General features: G+C 58.8%; 16 protein-coding genes and 4 pseudogenes. 12 read left to right on the forward strand and 8 right to left on the reverse strand.

From position 1 onward, the window contains the following. Positions 1–362: 362 nt before the first annotated feature. A pseudogene (locus IVA82_RS43480) lies at positions 363–503 on the reverse strand (IS630 family transposase); the annotation flags it as partial. 226 nt (positions 504–729) lie between these two features. On the opposite strand from IVA82_RS43480, the gene IVA82_RS43485 reads away from it, so the two are divergent. Both IVA82_RS43485 and IVA82_RS43490 read left to right on the forward strand, forming a co-directional pair. Beyond that, a complete protein-coding gene (locus IVA82_RS43485) occupies positions 730–867 on the forward strand; it encodes a hypothetical protein (protein ID WP_247383505.1) in 138 nt (45 codons plus the stop codon). 640 nt (positions 868–1,507) lie between these two features. Continuing rightward, positions 1,508–1,717: a hypothetical protein gene (locus IVA82_RS43490; RefSeq protein WP_247383504.1), complete on the forward strand. Its 210-nt coding sequence runs from the start codon at positions 1,508–1,510 to the stop codon at positions 1,715–1,717. Between the two features lie 105 nt (positions 1,718–1,822). Here IVA82_RS43490 and IVA82_RS43495 read toward each other — a convergent pair whose 3' ends face one another. Beyond that, positions 1,823–2,068, reverse strand: coding sequence for a hypothetical protein (locus IVA82_RS43495; RefSeq protein ID WP_247383502.1), 246 nt, complete (start codon positions 2,066–2,068; stop codon positions 1,823–1,825). A gap of 138 nt (positions 2,069–2,206) precedes the next feature. Between IVA82_RS43495 and IVA82_RS43500 the strand changes: the two are divergent. The 5 genes and pseudogenes from IVA82_RS43500 to IVA82_RS43520 all read left to right on the forward strand — a co-directional run. Continuing rightward, positions 2,207–2,369, forward strand: a pseudogene (locus tag IVA82_RS43500) (SOS response-associated peptidase); the annotation flags it as partial. A 315-nt stretch (positions 2,370–2,684) separates the two neighbouring features. Beyond that, positions 2,685–2,957: a hypothetical protein gene (locus IVA82_RS43505; RefSeq protein WP_187435552.1), complete on the forward strand. Its 273-nt coding sequence runs from the start codon at positions 2,685–2,687 to the stop codon at positions 2,955–2,957. A 391-nt stretch (positions 2,958–3,348) separates the two neighbouring features. Continuing rightward, positions 3,349–3,519: a hypothetical protein gene (locus IVA82_RS43510; protein ID WP_247383501.1), complete on the forward strand. Its 171-nt coding sequence runs from the start codon at positions 3,349–3,351 to the stop codon at positions 3,517–3,519. 117 nt (positions 3,520–3,636) lie between these two features. Beyond that, positions 3,637–3,867, forward strand: a pseudogene (locus IVA82_RS43515) (transposase); the annotation flags it as partial. 825 nt (positions 3,868–4,692) lie between these two features. Further along, on the forward strand, positions 4,693–5,481 hold the full coding sequence (locus tag IVA82_RS43520) for a Crp/Fnr family transcriptional regulator (protein WP_247383500.1): 789 nt from the start codon (positions 4,693–4,695) through the stop codon (positions 5,479–5,481). On the opposite strand, the gene IVA82_RS43525 is transcribed toward IVA82_RS43520, so the two are convergent. From IVA82_RS43525 to IVA82_RS43535, 3 genes and pseudogenes are all read right to left on the reverse strand, one after another. Further along, positions 5,442–5,642 (reverse strand): hypothetical protein, encoded by a 201-nt coding sequence (locus tag IVA82_RS43525; RefSeq protein ID WP_148743185.1) that lies wholly within the window; start codon positions 5,640–5,642, stop codon positions 5,442–5,444. The two genes, IVA82_RS43520 and IVA82_RS43525, sit on opposite strands and share 40 nt — an antisense overlap. A 116-nt stretch (positions 5,643–5,758) precedes the next feature. After that, on the reverse strand, positions 5,759–6,247 hold the full coding sequence (locus tag IVA82_RS43530; RefSeq protein WP_247383499.1) for a phasin: 489 nt from the start codon (positions 6,245–6,247) through the stop codon (positions 5,759–5,761). A gap of 905 nt (positions 6,248–7,152) precedes the next feature. Further along, positions 7,153–7,449: pseudogene (locus IVA82_RS43535) on the reverse strand (hypothetical protein); the annotation flags it as partial. A 244-nt stretch (positions 7,450–7,693) separates the two neighbouring features. Here IVA82_RS43535 and IVA82_RS43540 point away from each other — a divergent pair. Next, entirely contained in the window at positions 7,694–7,966 is a 273-nt protein-coding gene (locus IVA82_RS43540) for a hypothetical protein (RefSeq protein ID WP_187436260.1), read from the forward strand. A gap of 58 nt (positions 7,967–8,024) precedes the next feature. Here IVA82_RS43540 and IVA82_RS43545 read toward each other — a convergent pair whose 3' ends face one another. Beyond that, complete coding sequence (locus IVA82_RS43545; RefSeq protein ID WP_247383498.1) at positions 8,025–8,723, reverse strand: response regulator transcription factor; 699 nt, start codon at positions 8,721–8,723, stop codon at positions 8,025–8,027. 1,059 nt (positions 8,724–9,782) lie between these two features. Here IVA82_RS43545 and IVA82_RS43550 point away from each other — a divergent pair. Then, complete coding sequence (locus tag IVA82_RS43550) at positions 9,783–10,124, forward strand: H-NS histone family protein (protein ID WP_247383497.1); 342 nt, start codon at positions 9,783–9,785, stop codon at positions 10,122–10,124. Positions 10,125–10,188: 64 nt separating this feature from the next. On the opposite strand, the gene IVA82_RS43555 is transcribed toward IVA82_RS43550, so the two are convergent. Next, complete coding sequence (locus IVA82_RS43555; protein ID WP_247383496.1) at positions 10,189–10,428, reverse strand: hypothetical protein; 240 nt, start codon at positions 10,426–10,428, stop codon at positions 10,189–10,191. A 297-nt stretch (positions 10,429–10,725) separates the two neighbouring features. Here IVA82_RS43555 and IVA82_RS43560 point away from each other — a divergent pair, with 297 nt between their 5' ends. The 3 genes from IVA82_RS43560 (at position 10,726) to IVA82_RS43570 (ending at position 13,677) form a co-directional block, all read left to right on the forward strand. Then, a complete protein-coding gene (locus IVA82_RS43560; RefSeq protein ID WP_247383495.1) occupies positions 10,726–11,565 on the forward strand; it encodes a 2OG-Fe(II) oxygenase in 840 nt (279 codons plus the stop codon). 146 nt (positions 11,566–11,711) lie between these two features. After that, positions 11,712–12,674, forward strand: coding sequence for a hypothetical protein (locus IVA82_RS43565; RefSeq protein ID WP_247383494.1), 963 nt, complete (start codon positions 11,712–11,714; stop codon positions 12,672–12,674). Between the two features lies 1 nt (position 12,675). After that, entirely contained in the window at positions 12,676–13,677 is a 1,002-nt protein-coding gene (locus IVA82_RS43570; RefSeq protein WP_247383493.1) for a formyltransferase family protein, read from the forward strand. Positions 13,678–13,720: 43 nt separating this feature from the next. On the opposite strand, the gene IVA82_RS43575 is transcribed toward IVA82_RS43570, so the two are convergent. Further along, positions 13,721–14,335 carry a transglutaminase-like cysteine peptidase gene (locus IVA82_RS43575; protein WP_247383492.1) on the reverse strand — a complete coding sequence of 205 codons (615 nt, stop codon included), beginning with the start codon at positions 14,333–14,335 and terminating at the stop codon, positions 13,721–13,723. Between the last annotated feature and the right edge of the window lie 359 nt (positions 14,336–14,694).

The following is a 14,694-nucleotide window of genomic DNA, read 5'->3' on the forward strand; positions in this document are numbered from 1 at the left end:
ATGGCGTATCGCTCTCCTTGAGAGGTTCTGGCAGGCTCGACACCCGTCTCGATACGCCGCCTATCTCATTCCGTCATCACCCACTTTCCTGCATAGCTCCCTCAACGCTGCGTATATTCCCGGCGGCAGACAGCGCATCTCATGGATTGGCTCAGGCGTTTCGACTACTCTCGGCCCGCAGATCTTTTGCAGTCCAATGCCACATCGGTTCGTAAGCTTTGATATCGGCTTAAGACGCCGCAGTCGACGATGGAGCTGGCGGGTGTGCGCCAGCGAAGGCACGACCGTAATGTGGTTGGGCGAACAGCCGACCCGCGGCCAGATACAAGGCGACAGGCACGCTTTCGGCCGTGCAGCTCTTACTAGTGAATGGAATCTAACGCTTGGTGCCCTCGTCTGATAGCAGCAATAATGTGTTCGGGATCGGCGGTCCAAGCGAAGGGCTTGGCTTGCGGATAGTGCTCGGCGAGGTAGCGATTGATCGGCGGTTGGAGGTCGATAACGCGGACTTGCTCAGCAAACGTGACGTCAAGTCTGCCAGCAGCTCAGACGCAAGACCCACGATTGTCAAGCTTGCGTCCTCACACGCTGCGTCGAGTTTGATGAGCAAAGCTCGCAGTGTCCGAGTGGGCACGTTGTTGGTCAGTGGTCACAACGAGAACCCACAATGTCTTCCAACCACCGTGCGCGGCGAGATACGCCTGCATCTTCCGCTGGATGCTCGTGATCTTGACCACCGACGGGGCGCATAACGTATGCATGCGGACGCCATGGGATGAGGCGAAGGCGCTGCAACGGCCGTTGCCGGATGATGTACTGAAGGTCGTGATGCGTGGTGTGGAAAAGGAAGATAAAGCCGTTGCATAGAGGCGCGCGCTTGCTCGAAAGCGCAAACAAAACGCCGCCCAGAGGAGTGGCGAGTGTTAATCCCCACATGCAAGGGAAGTCACCTCTTCATGGCGTCTGGTGCATCCGGCGCGGCATCCTTGACGTCACCGGCCGCGTTGTGCACGGCGCCCTTGGCCCTGTCTGCCTGTCGGCCTTACCTTCTCTTTGGAGGTCCTTGTCGCCACTCAGCTTGCCAGCACCTTCCTTAGTCGTGCCCTTGGCCTTATCGGCGACACCTTTCACGTGCGCGATCCATAACGCGCTCCTTCAATCTTAGATGACGCACAACGCGCGAGAAAGTTCAGTGTTCCGAGTAGCCCTGTTAGAGCAAAGCCAATCGGCCGAGCGGGCGTTTATGCGTCAACAAAATTGATCAAAAAAGTGTCTCGGCCCTACTTATCACGAGGGGGCCTTGGCACCCGAGCCGTGCAATCCAAGCCGAATGGCCCGTTGGCGCAACGACGTTGACCGCGTCTTCGCTGGCTTGGCACGCGGTGAAGCAGAAGTCGCGGAGCGTTGCACATTTGCAACCCGCACAGCCATTCAACATAGTAAGCTGGTCAATCGAGACACCTGAAACATATTTCGTGTTATTTTCATAGATCAGCAGGGGCGAATGGTGTTTGATATCTATCGCAATGACAAACGCGACTTGCTCGTTCTAAGTTCAGGCTCGCCCGTACCCGTGCCTTACTCTGCACATAAGTGGCGCAAGAGCAGAGCAAGAGTTCTCAAAGTTAGCGACGAAATCAAGTCAGCCGTTCAGGCACAAGGCTACTACCTCCGCAGCCTCCGGGTCACCAACGAGCGAATGACAGAGGTCGAGTAGGTCGCGGGCCGGTGTTCTCCACGTGCAACCTTCACAGCATCACCAGCAACCAAGCCGCCATCCTCGCGCTCAAAGCGAGTGGTGCGCCTCTTTGCGTCGCAGCCTTCACTTAGGCTTCATTGTAGGGGGCCGCGCCCGATGGACGCTTCCGTGCCCCGGCGCCTGCGAGGTTCGGGTTATGGCGGCTTCAAACACCGCAATACGACGATCAAGTTGCCATAGCTCGATGTCGTTGACATCAACTAGCTGCTGAGCACGTTCGCGTGCTTCCTGCTCGTCGGCACACTGCAAATTGGCCACGCTTATAACGTGGTGGTGCTGATCCAAAAGGTAAGCTCGGTAGTGCGCCATCCCCACGCTCCAAGTCCAAAACAGGTTACTCCATTGATGCAAAGGGAAACTATTTAAATTTGGGCTCGGAAGTTCACGCTTAATGTCTATCCCTTTCAAAGTTGGTTCGATGCAGGAGGCTGACCAAGCGGGCCGGGTTTGGTCTACGGCTTCCTAACGACGACCCAAATGCGGTGGTCAGGCCGATCCATCCCAAGGCCATGCCGGTGATCCTGACGACGAACGAGGAGCACGATGTGCGCCCTGGGATGAGGCGAAGACGTTGCAGCGGCCGTTCCCTGATGACTTGCTACGGACCGTGATTTGCGGGCGCATAAAGAAAATCGGGCGGTGGCTTAGGTCGTCCTCGAAATGCGATGTCGGCGCCGTTGGGATAAGGCGGACATGGCCGTCACCCTGGAAATTTCTCATCGGACACCCGTTGCTCTTCAACCTCAATTCGACCTGGTCCGGCCTCTGTTTGCACCAGAAACCGTGGAACCTCGAAATCTTGGGTGAGTTACAGCACTGGAGAGGATTGGAGGGTAAGCGGTAATCCAATCGTGCGCAGTGGCACGCTGGATTTCTGTTGGTCCGTTCGTCCTCTATTGGGCAGCACTTGAACAGAGAGGTGACAATGAAAGCATCCCTTCTTCTTGCTGGCGCGCTCATCGTCGGATGCGCCGCTCCAGCAGTCGCTGACGAGTTCTACGTCGTGCAAGGACCGAGCCACAACTGTACGATTACCACCACGCGCCCGGCGGACAAGGAAGTCGTGACGCAGATCGGTCCGATGGCCTTCAAGAGCCGCGTCGAAGCTGAAGACCGCATCAAGCAAACCAAAGTCTGCGAGGAAGGCACCGTTGGTAGCAGCACCAGCAGCACGACCGTTATCAAAGAGAAGCAATGAATTCCTGATCGAATTTTGGCGAACTTCGAGAAAGATCGCGCCCTGTGGGCGCGACCTTTTTTTGCAGATCACCTCACTGGTGGGCTATTTCAGATCGTGTATTCGCCTCCCGCAGAGGGCTCGACAAATTGGTTGACCGTTGCCTTTGGGAGCCGGCATCCGAATTGACCACCGAAATGTCTGCTTACCACCGGTGTCACCCCGGTTCACTCCCCTCCAATCCTCCTCAGAGCGCCGGTTTACTCCCTTCAAGGTCGCGGACCCCGCGATCAAATTTCGGGTCCGAAAAATACGGAGTAATCGTGACGACCACATTCATTGGCCGTTCACTGGAAGCGCTCTAGCCCTCGCCGTCGAGGCAAGTAGGTGAGGATATGTCCTTTGAGACCTGATGGCCGCGGCGGTCGATTGGCTAGATGCCTACCGCGCCGGCGATATCGAGACGATCTTGGGAATGTACGCTGAAGATGCCGTCATCGTTATCGAATTCGGCAATGCAAAACAGGCCGCTGCCATCGATTTAGGCCACCCGGCGTTGAAGTGGGCGAGTAGGCTGTCCTGATTAAAACGCCGCCCGCTTAAATGAAGCGCGGGCGGCGGCGTTCCAGCCCCGAGAGGAATGAGCAAAATCCCGGATATCCATTGGTCTCGACGGCCAGGTAAAGGTTCACGCCGGCTTAGGCACCTCGGCGCCCGCATCGCCATCACCTCGGTTCTCCATACCTGGGGCTCGGCCATGACCCATCACCCACACGTCCACATGATCGTGCCGGGCGGCGGCATCTCGCTCGACGGCGAGCGTTGGGTGGCGTGCCGGGTGGGCTTCTTCCTCGCTGTGCGCGTGCTCTCGCGCCTGTTCCGCCGACTGTTGCTGGAGAAGCTGATCGCCGCCCAAGAGGCCGGCCGCCTCGTATCGTGGTTTCAATCTATTCGGAGTCTGGTCCATACCGCAGTTCGGGACGGGCGATTCCGCTACTCGCCACAACATCCTTGCGGCCAATTTGAGCGTCCTGGTCGATTTCCTGCACTCGACGATGGCAGCGCTCGTCCATCAGATGTCTGGCCCGACCACTTGCTTGACCGAATGACCCTTTGATTGGCGCTCCCGGCCCATTGAAAAGGACTGGCGAGATCTCCTTGCAGTTGAGGTGCCCGCCTGCGAGCGGTCGAGTTCGAGTCGATGGAGAGAATCCAACCCGAGGCTCGCATCATCCAATTTCTAGTTCTGCAGCAAAACGCGATCCTGCGGTGACAGGCAGATCGTCCGTTTTGCTCGCGCGAATATCCTATTCTACGATGAGCCTGTGCCATCGGATCGGCGCGCTGTATCGAATTGGTGAAGACACAAAACAAAAAAACAAAGGAAAAGATGCACAGTAATGCTCGTGTTGCCCCGACCATAATTGCACGAGACCCATTTTGTTCTCGGCGATCCCTCCGCGAAGTCTGGCCAAGTCTTTTAGCGGCCCCTCCGACAACACTCTTTTCCGGTTCCCGAGGAGCCGGCCGAACGATAGGCTTGGCCAAGATCAGCTGCGATGCTCGCGCGCCTGCCGGTCTCCAGTTGGAGCCGGCCGCAGGACTTAACGGGATTGTGCGTTGCCGTGCCGTCGCACACGCACGCCTCCACAATAGGAACCATATCCGCAGGGACCGGTTGGACCACCGTTGAGTTGTGCAGGGCGCCAGTCGGCACGCTCCCAGCACCGGCCATCCGTCGGGGGCGAATCCCGTGATGGACCACGCGACCAGAGTTGGTAATCGTTTGTTAGCAGCGTTGCCGCCGGCAGATTTTGCTTTGCTTGCACCTCATCTGCGGAAAGTCGTGCTCGAGCGCGACGCAGTGCTGGTCCGATCGGGCGACCGGATCGAGCACCTTCTCTTCCCCTGTAGTGGCGCGATCGCCTTTATCGTGGACTTGCCGAATGGGCAGACTGTCGCCACAGGGGTGGTCGGCCATGAGGGGGCCATCGGTCTGACGTCGGCGCTTGGCGCATCCCGCTCACCCCTGACGGCGGTCGCCCGCGTACCAGGGTCTCTGCTGCAGATCCCGGCGGCGCAATTTCTGCCGGCGCTAGGTCGCAGCCCCGCGATCGCATCCATGGTGCATATCTTCACGAGATCGCTGTTGACGCAATTTCAGCACGTCGCGGCCTGCAATGCACTGCATTCCGTCGAGGCCCGGATGGCGCGCTGGCTGCTTCACATCCACGACCGGACGAATGACGGCAATTTCCTCCCTTTGACGCAAGAGACCATGTCGGAGTTACTGGGCGTCCGCCGCACCACCGTCACGCATGTCGTGAGCGCGTTGCGCGCGTCGAGAGCGTTGAAATCCAACCGGCGCGGTCAGCTCGAGATTGATCGGCCGCGACTCGAAGCCGTGGCATGCGAGTGCTACAAGGTGATGAGCCGCCGGATCGATCGGATCGTTTCGCAGGGCTCAGCAGGGCGTGTTCACGCCGCGCCGACGCGAGACGCCTGTCAGCCGCCCGGCAACCGACTATCCAGGGCAGGCTCGTAGACCCAAGCCTCTCTCGCAAACCACTCGTGGGTAGCCGCGCAGACCCGGCAATAGGTGCGCGAGAAGAATACCGCGCTGCAGCGGAACCTTTCGCGATCGGTCTCGATGCCCGTCGAAATGGCGTCGCCCGTTTCCGGGCACTTGATCATCACCATACCCATCTTGATTTCCTGCATCCTTTTGCGGACTCTGAGCATGCCGGTCCGCCATCGGCTGGACCGCGCCTCTTCTTGCGGAGACGCTGGTCCAGCCGATCCACGCGGCCGGTAGCCTCAGTTCAGACGGGCCTGTGCAATAACCGGTTGAAGCTGGTCTTCATGGGAGCAGTCGTCTCAGTCGCGACCTTCTGCGCGAGTTCCCAAAGCTCGCGATTCTGTGCGGTGGCGACTTCGAAAGCTTCGCGGCTTCGAGTAGCCGAAAGATTCACAATATCCAGCAGCGACCGGGTTTCAGCGAGCTGGGACATGAATTCCAGCGTGGCGCTGGTATTGTGTTTGGAAATCTCGATGACCTTGGCGCCGTAATCAGCGGCGCTCTCGGCGCTCTTGAAACAGGCTTCGCGGACAACCTCGCTGACCTCTTCGGAGGCTGCTTTCACCTTCTCGATATTATCCTTGGCCCGTGTGGTGCCCTGCTCGGCGAAATTGCGGAAGAATTCCTGGAGATTTATCAGCGGTAAATCGAACCTCGGATTTGCACCATTCGTGCTCCCATTTACCGAATCGGCACGCGCTTCGACTTTCACATTGGTATCATTCACGAGCATTCATCCTTTCAAGCGAAACCAGATAATGGATTGAAGAACTCCCCGTCCCACCGCACGCTGCGCCAGGAAACCAGTCCCTATTCTCGGCACGTGGAATGCTGCGGATCAACCGACACCCCAAGGCCGAAGCCGACTATGATCGATCAAAGTCGCGTCATCCGTTCGCTTTCGGACGCTCGTTGAAAAAATTTCGATTTATCGCGATCAAGTGGCAGGTATGAGCTCTGCGTCTGCGAAGTTGCAACGACCGCTCGGTTGCACTCTGAGCTCGCTCGCCGTCCGAGATGGCCCGACTGGCGCAGCTCGCGCTGCCGGTTCTCTTCTCGACCTACTCGGTCTCTGAGACTCTCAAGTTCTGCGAGTTGGGAGGCAAGCGCTTCGAGACGCTGGCGAAGAACAGCAGCGGGGTTGTCCACTCGAGCGCAGATTTTCATGTGAGGTCTCCTAGCGAAATGTCTGGGAGGATTGCCCCAACTTTAACGGGCGGGAACAATATGCAATCAAAAATATGCAATCATTGGGAAACGCGACCATTTGGAAAAACGCGACTAACTTTTAGATGCTGCGTCGCCAGCAACGATGCGGCGGCGCGTTAAGAAAGTATTCATGCGCCCAGACCCGCGGCACGCGCCCTTTGGGGCCAGGCTGTTCGGCATGCGCTGATAGCGGGACGAGCCATGTTAATGCTCGGAGCCGGTTGCGCTCGAAACTCGAGTGGTGTCTCGCTCGCATTCGGGGTTGTGCTTCCGCTCCTCGTCTTCTTCATCTGCACAATCGACCCCTCCATATGCGCTCGGGCTTCCAGAGCTCCCCCCCGTCGCGAAAGGCCCTTTGCCACCGGCCGCTCCGCCCGATCCGCCGCCACCGCCGGATGATCCTCCAGTACCAGATGATCCACCAGGGCGCCCCCCAGATGCGCCACCACCTCCAGGTGACCCGCCGCCCGAGGACCCGCCGCCAGAGGACCCGCCGCCAGAGGACCCCGACGCTGCAGAAGACCGACGATCGTTGTCGAAGAATGACTGGCCCCTGTCGTCGCCATACCTTGCCCCGTTCTGTCCACCTGAACGCGCGATGGCTGTCGAGGTCAGCGAGGTCGACAGCAGCAGCGTCATGACGGGGGGTGTCACGGCCGCGAATCTTCCGCAGGTTTTCAGGAATGCCCGCCGGTCGTCATCTTCATTGCCGTCCCGGGTCACGATGCGCTCTCCCCAGATTTAAATTTGGTTTCAGTCGTATTATATATTAAATATGTTTTCAACCAAAACTTTTGTTTAAACGATGGAAGCTGTTGAGCGTGCGGCGGATAGATCGCTATCATTCCCATGACCCTCAGTTTTCTAGCCCTCGTCGGCGCCGGCGCCAAATCTGGACTCCCAAACCATTATTTAATATATATCTTTCTAATTTATCTTGGGCAGCGCACAACTGGAGTGGATGATTGCGATGCCACTGCAATTTCACCGGCCCGTCGCGAACATGGAGATCTGGAGCGCCAGCGGCGATGGCTTCTCGTTTGTGATCAGCCTTGGGAGCCCCACCGGTCCGGGCTTTCACGGACGTTCCGGCTACCTGGCGAGTTGGCGACCGCTCTACCAGAACAATGGCGCGATCAAGATCAGCGGCTCGCCCTTCCGAACGTTCGCCGAGGCCGAAGGAGCCTGCCGCCACATGGCCGAGCATCTGGGCGCTGCAACCGATCCTTACCGCCCAATATGATGCGCTTTCCAGCTAACGCGTGCGTTCCGGAAGGACATTGTCGCGCTTGACGTACTCGTCATTTCGAACTGCCGGATCCCGCTGTAGTAGGACGGAGCGGTCGATCAGGTGGGGCCACATGCTGCCCGTTTTGCGAAATTGCCAATGCCGCGAGAACTGTCCGATTGCTGATATCCAGCTTCTGGAAGATGTGATGAAGGTGGACTTTGATCGTACCGTCGGCAATGTTCAGGCGACGCCCAATCTCCTTGTTAGACAGCCCCTCCGATACGAGCCTCATGATCTGCCGCTCCCGGTCGGTGAGCTGTGTCAGAGGCCTCTCCTCACCCGCGCGAGACTCCCAGCCGATCTCCCCATCCGTGCTCGGCGACCGCGGTGCCAGTCCCTGGCTCTCCGCAACCTTCCGTAGGGTCGCGACCAACATCTCCGGATTCGTATCCTTCGTGAGGACGACGCAGGCGCCGTCCGTGGCCAGCCTTTGCAGCTTTCGATCGCCGGCCTTATCGGCGAAGAAAATGACCCGGGTCCGCTGGCCAGCAGGGTTTGCGAGAGCAAGGAAGTCCGGCCGACTGATATTGGGCATTGCAATATCGAGCAGTGCAATGTCCGGCACAAGGAGTCGGATCGCCTCAATGCAGCCTGCAGTATCGCCACAGGAGGCCACGATCGCAAAATCGTGCTGCGTCGCAAGGACGCTGCTGATCCCCTGCAAGACGATCGGGTGCCGATCCGCGATGACGATTCTGATGCGGCGCATGCTTCCCTTGCCTATCGCCAACAACCCCCCATGCAGCGGTTTAATCCAACCTTCTCTCTAAGAGACGCGCGGGGGGCATGACCAATCCATTCTGCCAAAAAACTTCGCACTGCCAATTTCGCCACGGCACGCATCGACAACGCATGATGGCCACATCACTGTAACTCGCTTGGAGAATGCGTGCAGCACCGTAGGAATGCGCCCCTCATGGAAAAACCGAAATAGCCGATTCATTGACAAAACAGCGCCCCTCCCGCAATGCTAGATTGCTGCGGTCTGCAAACTCTCCCACAGATTTATCTGTACAGTCATCGGCTGCTCAGTCAGCATTGGTTAACATCCGTTACCGGCGGCTTATTACGAACGGTATATAGGGATATTCACGATTCAAATCTAACATTCGACAAAGTGTCACCGGAGCGAGGCAATCTGAAAAGCGCCTCGAACCCAGAACAGGAAGAGGAGGCGCAAAAAAGTAATACTATTCATCAAGATTTAATACGAGGAACTGATCGTCAAGCGCGACAGCGGCTGGAATCCTTCTGATCTCAGTCGTGTGCTAGGCGGGAGGCTCAAAAATGAGGGGCACGAATTTTTTCAACCATTGATCAGACATCTCGAACGATAACTGCTCTGCTTCAATAGTAGCACCGATGAAAACCTGGTCAGCAAAGTTGGGGCGACATTTTCGCTAACCCAGCAACTTCAATCTGCAGTCACGGGTCATCGCTGGTAATGAGTAGGTGGTCACATGTATTCTTCGGCTGTTTTGCGGCAAACGCATGAAGCTCTGATCGTTCAATTCACCGAATTGCAGAATTTACGTAGTCGCGTGTTGATGGCCGAGCAGCGCTTGCTTGGTCCAATGCGAAGGGTCCGCCGGCGGAGAGCGGCTGGGAGGCGACCGGTCGGTCGAAGGCACGGGCCCGGCCGATAGCATCAAGAAGCACCGGGCTGCCACTGGCGTCTTACGCGTCAGCCGATCAGGCTTGCCCGACCGGGGTTCGACCTGATAATGCCCCCTCCTATTTCAAATCGGAAGTAGTGGGGACGGCTTCCATGGATAAGGACGACTGGGCATCCGCAACCACAGCCGAGCTGTGGCGGCTTTACGATGAGGTGACGACTGTCCTTAGTCGGAGAATGATCGCGGAAAAAGCCAAGCTCGAACAGCGGCTTCGCCGGATAGAGGGGACTTCCGGGGCCCAGAACGAGGAACGTGCGCGCCGCCCCTACCCGCCAGTGCTGCCGAAGTATCAGAACCCGAAAAACCCATCCGAGACCTGGTCCGGTCGCGGTAAGCAACCCCGATGGCTGAAAGCGCAGCTTCGCGCCGGCAAAAAACTGGGCGATCTATTGATCAACCGCTCATCCGGCCACAAGCGCCGCCGCACCGGTTGAGCCCCTGCGACGGCCGCGACGCCGTACACACCGCAATGCGCGGCTGTCCATTGGACCGCAACATCTAGCGATCGCTATCCTCTTTATTATTGTTAGGACTGCCATCACTGCCGCCGTTGCCGAAGCCATTGTTGCCATGCACAATATGGCCGCCTGAACTGGTTATGGCGGCTGAAGTCAGAGAGGTTGACAGCAACAGCGTCATAGCTGGAGGGGTAACGGCGGCAAACTTCCCGCAGCTCTTCAAGAACTCACGACGGTCTTCGCCGTCGGCGTCGAGGTGGGTCATCGGGTGCTCCAACATTCCAGCCCGTTTCCAAAATAGACCAAAATCATTGCGCCGCAACTGATATATGTTGATTTAACGATTTAAATTTACCGGATCGGCGACATCCAACTTGGCGGAGCAGCAGATTGAACAACATTCCTGCCCAGGAAAGCATCAGGCCCTTCACCAAGCTCCACCGCGGCGCGCAGCTTACGCCTTGTAGTTATTTAATTTGACATTTAATTCGTGTCGCTCAATCATGATATTAAATTTTGTGAGGCAGCATGCCTGGAGGGGAGCAACTCCAAGCCACCGCAGCCGGAGTCAGCGAAATTGCATGTCGACGTACAACTACACTCGCTAAGCGGCCTCTTCGCCCGAGGCGATGCCCTGCGCGCTGAATACGCCAATGCAAAACCTTGGCCGCACATTATCGTCAACGACGCGTTTCCCGAGAAATTACTGGATATGATTGCGGCCGAATGCGCCGCGCTCGAAGAAACCGATCTGATTACCACAAACCCCGATCGCCTGGTGAAGCAGGAGGTTTCTCACGGCCTCGGGCCAGCCACTCAACATTTGCTGAGCCTGGTGGATAGCGCTCGCTTTCGAGAGTTCGCGTCGGCCATCATTGGAGTTCGCGATCTTCTTTCCGATCCAACCCACCAATTTGCGGGGGTACATCGAACGCCTCCGGGAGGCTTCACCAAGGTTCATCGAGATTTCGAGGTTCATCCGACGACCCGGCTGTTCCACCGGGTCAATTTACTCATCTATCTCAATCGGGATTGGCCCGAAATCTACGGCGGCAGCCTCGAACTGTGGCCTGCCGACATGTCAGCTCTTGGACGCCGTATCTTCCCGCAATTCAACACCATGATCCTCTGGGAGACGCACGGCGCCACCCTCCGCGGCCTCCCTGATCCGGTCACCTGCCCGCCCGGTCGAACGCGCCTTTCTGTCGCATCGTATTACTACACGACGACACGTCGCGTCCCGGCGCCGGGCGAACGCCGCGTCCGGTACTGGGCCGCGCGTCCCGGCGAAGACCGCTGGATCGAGCGAATGAGTTGGCAGGATCATCTCCGCGCCCTCATACCCGACCCGCTCCATAACGTGCTGCGGACGGCACGCGATCGGGTATCCAGAGTGCGCCGGTCGAAGGCACCATGAATCCAGTTTTTACAGCGGCAACGGCGGGATCCCATTCCATGACCGGAATCGAGGCCGGAACAACCTTCGCCCAATCGCGATCAGCCGATACCGACACGCGAATTCCCTCCAGGCCGGGCTTCTCGCTTGTTCGACTGCGAACTTTGATGAAGCTCGCCATCAAGCGAACGGGGCTGGACCTCTCGGGATTGACAGTGCTGACCGAAGCGGCGACTGGCGCCTATGCCGTGACCGCGGTCCTCGCCGCGATGGCCGGAGCCAAGCACGTCTACGCGTTTACAAAACCTGGCCGCCACGGGACCGTGGCCGATGCCAAGCGGGAGACTCTGGAGCTCGCCGCCCCCCTAGGCGTCGCTGATCGCATCGAAATTCTGGAGAAGATCAGCCCCGAGGTGCTTCACAACGTCGACATCATAACCAACAGTGGCCACCTTCGCCCCCTGACGGCTGCCTTGATTGCCCATTTGCGCGACGAGGCCGTGATCGCCTTGATGTTCGAGGCCTGGGAATTTCGTCGTGAGGACCTGGATATCGAAGCGTGTGCAAGGCGCAAAATCCCGGTGGTCGGCGTCAACGAGCGACACCCCGCCGTCGATGTCTTCTCATTCCTCGGTCCGCTCGCCGTGAAACAGTTGCACGACTGCGGTTTGGCGGTCCTCGGCAACAGAATCGGTCTGCTCTGCGACAATGACTTCCTTGCCCCGCTGCACACCGGGCTAGCAAGCTTGGGGGCGAGCGTCACGACGTTCGACAGTGCTGCGGCGGTCCATCCCGACGCGTGGGATGCGTTCGTTGTCGCGTTGCAGCCAACGGCAACGCCGCGCATCGGCCAAGCGGAGGCCGCGCATCTGGCTGCATGCGCGCCCGACGGCGCCGTCGTGATACAGTTCTGGGGCGACGTCGATCGAGCGGCGCTGGCCCGAAATGGTTTTGCCCTCTGGCCCACGCGATCGGTCGGGCATGGCCATATGGGCATCCTGCTGTCGGAGATTGGTCCCGAGCCGATCGTACGATTGCAGACTGGAGGCTTGCGGGCGGCCGAATGGGTTTGGCGCGGCGGTGTAGTGACGCGGGACGGCTTCGCCCAGCTCGTACGATGGCAGCAGTGACATGACGGAGCGGCTGCAGCCCGATGTCGTGCTTCTCGCGGATGGACCGACAGGCCTCGCCGCCCTTCGGTCGTTGGTTGCGCAGTGCCGCGTGGTCCAAGTCTTCCGAAAGCCGGACCAACCCGAAGCTGGCGCGTTAAGGGCGTTTGCGAAAGCCCAGGGCATCTCGGTCGCGGAGTTGCGGGAATTGAACCAGCTTCGGAAAGTGATCGCCGACTTGCGCCCCGCCGCCGTCGTGATCTCTTCCTTCGATCGGATAATCCCGCCGCAAATTCTTGCGTTGTGTCGCTTCGTTAACGTGCACTATTCGCTTCTTCCGCACTATCGCGGCCGCGCCAACGTGAACTGGGCAATCATCAACGGCGAGACGACCGCCGGAATCAGCATTCACCTTGTCATCCCGGAGCTCGATGGCGGCAATCTGCTGTTTCAGCAAGCGATCCCGATCGGCTCGAGCGACACGGTCACGTGCCTGTACAATCGTCTCAACGCGATCCAGGAGCGTGAGCTCGGCGGGGTAGTTCTACGAGTTGTCACCGGCCATCAGGGCACCGGCCAGAATACCGATCAGGCCTCCTATGGCTGCACCCGCGTGCCGGACGATGGAGAGATTGATTGGCGACAGCCGACCGACGCCATTGATCGACTGATCCGCGGATTAACTCCGCCATTTCCCGGCGCGTTCACCCATCTTGACGCTCAGCGGCTCGTCATCGCCAGCGCTTCGCCGCGGCTTGATGCCCCCCTTTATATCGGCCGCGTGCCAGGCCGGATCGTGGGACGGTCCCCCTCCGAAGGTTGGGTGGATGTGCTGACCGGCGACGGCGTCCTGCGCTTGTCTAGCGTCCTTACTGCCAATTCCGAACGGCCATGTGCTGCCGCTTCCGTCATTGGATCGACGCGGGCTACCCTTGGGCTGTCGCGCCTTGATCTTCTCCGCCGGATCGTTGCACTTGAAGACAGGCTCGCTTCGCTCGAGCAGCGCCAATGCGCTCAGGAGTAGCGCTCAGCCTGTTCTGGCCGAGCAAGACTTAGGGCGCCGGCGCTCACGTCCCTTCCCGCCCAACCGCCGCCCACAGCCCATCGCGGCTCGGCCTCTGCACGCGAACCCAGCGATAGGGCGTCCGCGACCACGGCATGATCTGCGGCGTGAGATTATCGAGGACGACATCGCCGCTCCTGGCACGCACGAGAAGCACCAAATGATGTTCTCCGGAACCGACGACGACTTCGCTCAATAACAGGACTCGCGCCGGCCAGCCGCGCTGAAGCAGCTCGTGGCGCTTGCTCACCGCGTAGTCGTTGCAATCGCCGCGAGCGGGATTGATGATCCACGTCTCACCCGCAAGACCGAGCTCGTTGCGAGCTGGCGCTATCGCCAAGTTGACCGCGCGATTGATCTCCCGCAGGTCCACCCATCGCTTCTCCGTCAGCCGGATCGGCCCGCCCCGGAAGAAGCGCCGCAGGCGACATTCGGCCTCATAGCGGAGGCAAAACACCGTGTAGCTGAAGGGCGGAAGCGTCGGGCGCCCCAGCTCGATATGCGCAAGAGCCGCTTGCGGGGCCGTCGGCACGGTCGACAGTGCCGCACGCGCCCACTGAACGCCTCCGATCATGATGGCTACGGCTGCCACGACGGCCGATCCCGAGGTTCGTTGCATCTGCCGATCCCCCTGCGAACGCCAAACCAAGGCTCGGCTTCACCGCTCCGCGCGGTGGGCATGATCCTCGGTTAAATTACATTATTTAATCCTAATATGATTTAATTTAAATCGCAATAAATAGATTAAACATTAAATCGACGGCAAAGTCGCGCGCAGCGAACCGCAGTGGGCGCCCGCGGGTCCAGTCGAATGAAGGATGAATGGATCGAGACGTCCTGATCGGCTCGGGCGTCCGAAAGGCTCGCCCAGCGCGGCTCGACGTCGCGCATCCCGAGCCGGCGCAACAATTTAACGTCAAATATAATTGCAGCCGTTGATTTAATTATTCACCGAGGCAAAGTCTTCAAACGATACCT

It is taken from the genome of Bradyrhizobium sp. 142, from assembly GCF_023074015.1.
Classification (GTDB): Bacteria; Pseudomonadota; Alphaproteobacteria; order Rhizobiales; family Xanthobacteraceae; genus Bradyrhizobium.

Coding starts and splice junctions, on each gene's coding strand:
- IVA82_RS43510 (WP_247383501.1), top strand. CDS start 3,349: ATGGCCGCGGCGGTCGATTGGCTAGATGCCTACCGCGCCGGCGATATC.
- IVA82_RS43565 (WP_247383494.1), top strand. CDS start 11,712: ATGAAGCTCGCCATCAAGCGAACGGGGCTGGACCTCTCGGGATTGACA.
- IVA82_RS43525 (WP_148743185.1), bottom strand. CDS start 5,642: ATGGGTATGGTGATGATCAAGTGCCCGGAAACGGGCGACGCCATTTCG.
- IVA82_RS43545 (WP_247383498.1), bottom strand. CDS start 8,723: ATGCGCCGCATCAGAATCGTCATCGCGGATCGGCACCCGATCGTCTTG.
- IVA82_RS43550 (WP_247383497.1), top strand. CDS start 9,783: ATGGATAAGGACGACTGGGCATCCGCAACCACAGCCGAGCTGTGGCGG.
- IVA82_RS43555 (WP_247383496.1), bottom strand. CDS start 10,428: ATGTTGGAGCACCCGATGACCCACCTCGACGCCGACGGCGAAGACCGT.
- IVA82_RS43495 (WP_247383502.1), bottom strand. CDS start 2,068: ATGGCGCACTACCGAGCTTACCTTTTGGATCAGCACCACCACGTTATA.
- IVA82_RS43505 (WP_187435552.1), top strand. CDS start 2,685: ATGAAAGCATCCCTTCTTCTTGCTGGCGCGCTCATCGTCGGATGCGCC.
- IVA82_RS43530 (WP_247383499.1), bottom strand. CDS start 6,247: ATGCTCGTGAATGATACCAATGTGAAAGTCGAAGCGCGTGCCGATTCG.
- IVA82_RS43570 (WP_247383493.1), top strand. CDS start 12,676: ATGACGGAGCGGCTGCAGCCCGATGTCGTGCTTCTCGCGGATGGACCG.
- IVA82_RS43575 (WP_247383492.1), bottom strand. CDS start 14,335: ATGCAACGAACCTCGGGATCGGCCGTCGTGGCAGCCGTAGCCATCATG.
- IVA82_RS43540 (WP_187436260.1), top strand. CDS start 7,694: ATGCCACTGCAATTTCACCGGCCCGTCGCGAACATGGAGATCTGGAGC.
- IVA82_RS43520 (WP_247383500.1), top strand. CDS start 4,693: ATGGACCACGCGACCAGAGTTGGTAATCGTTTGTTAGCAGCGTTGCCG.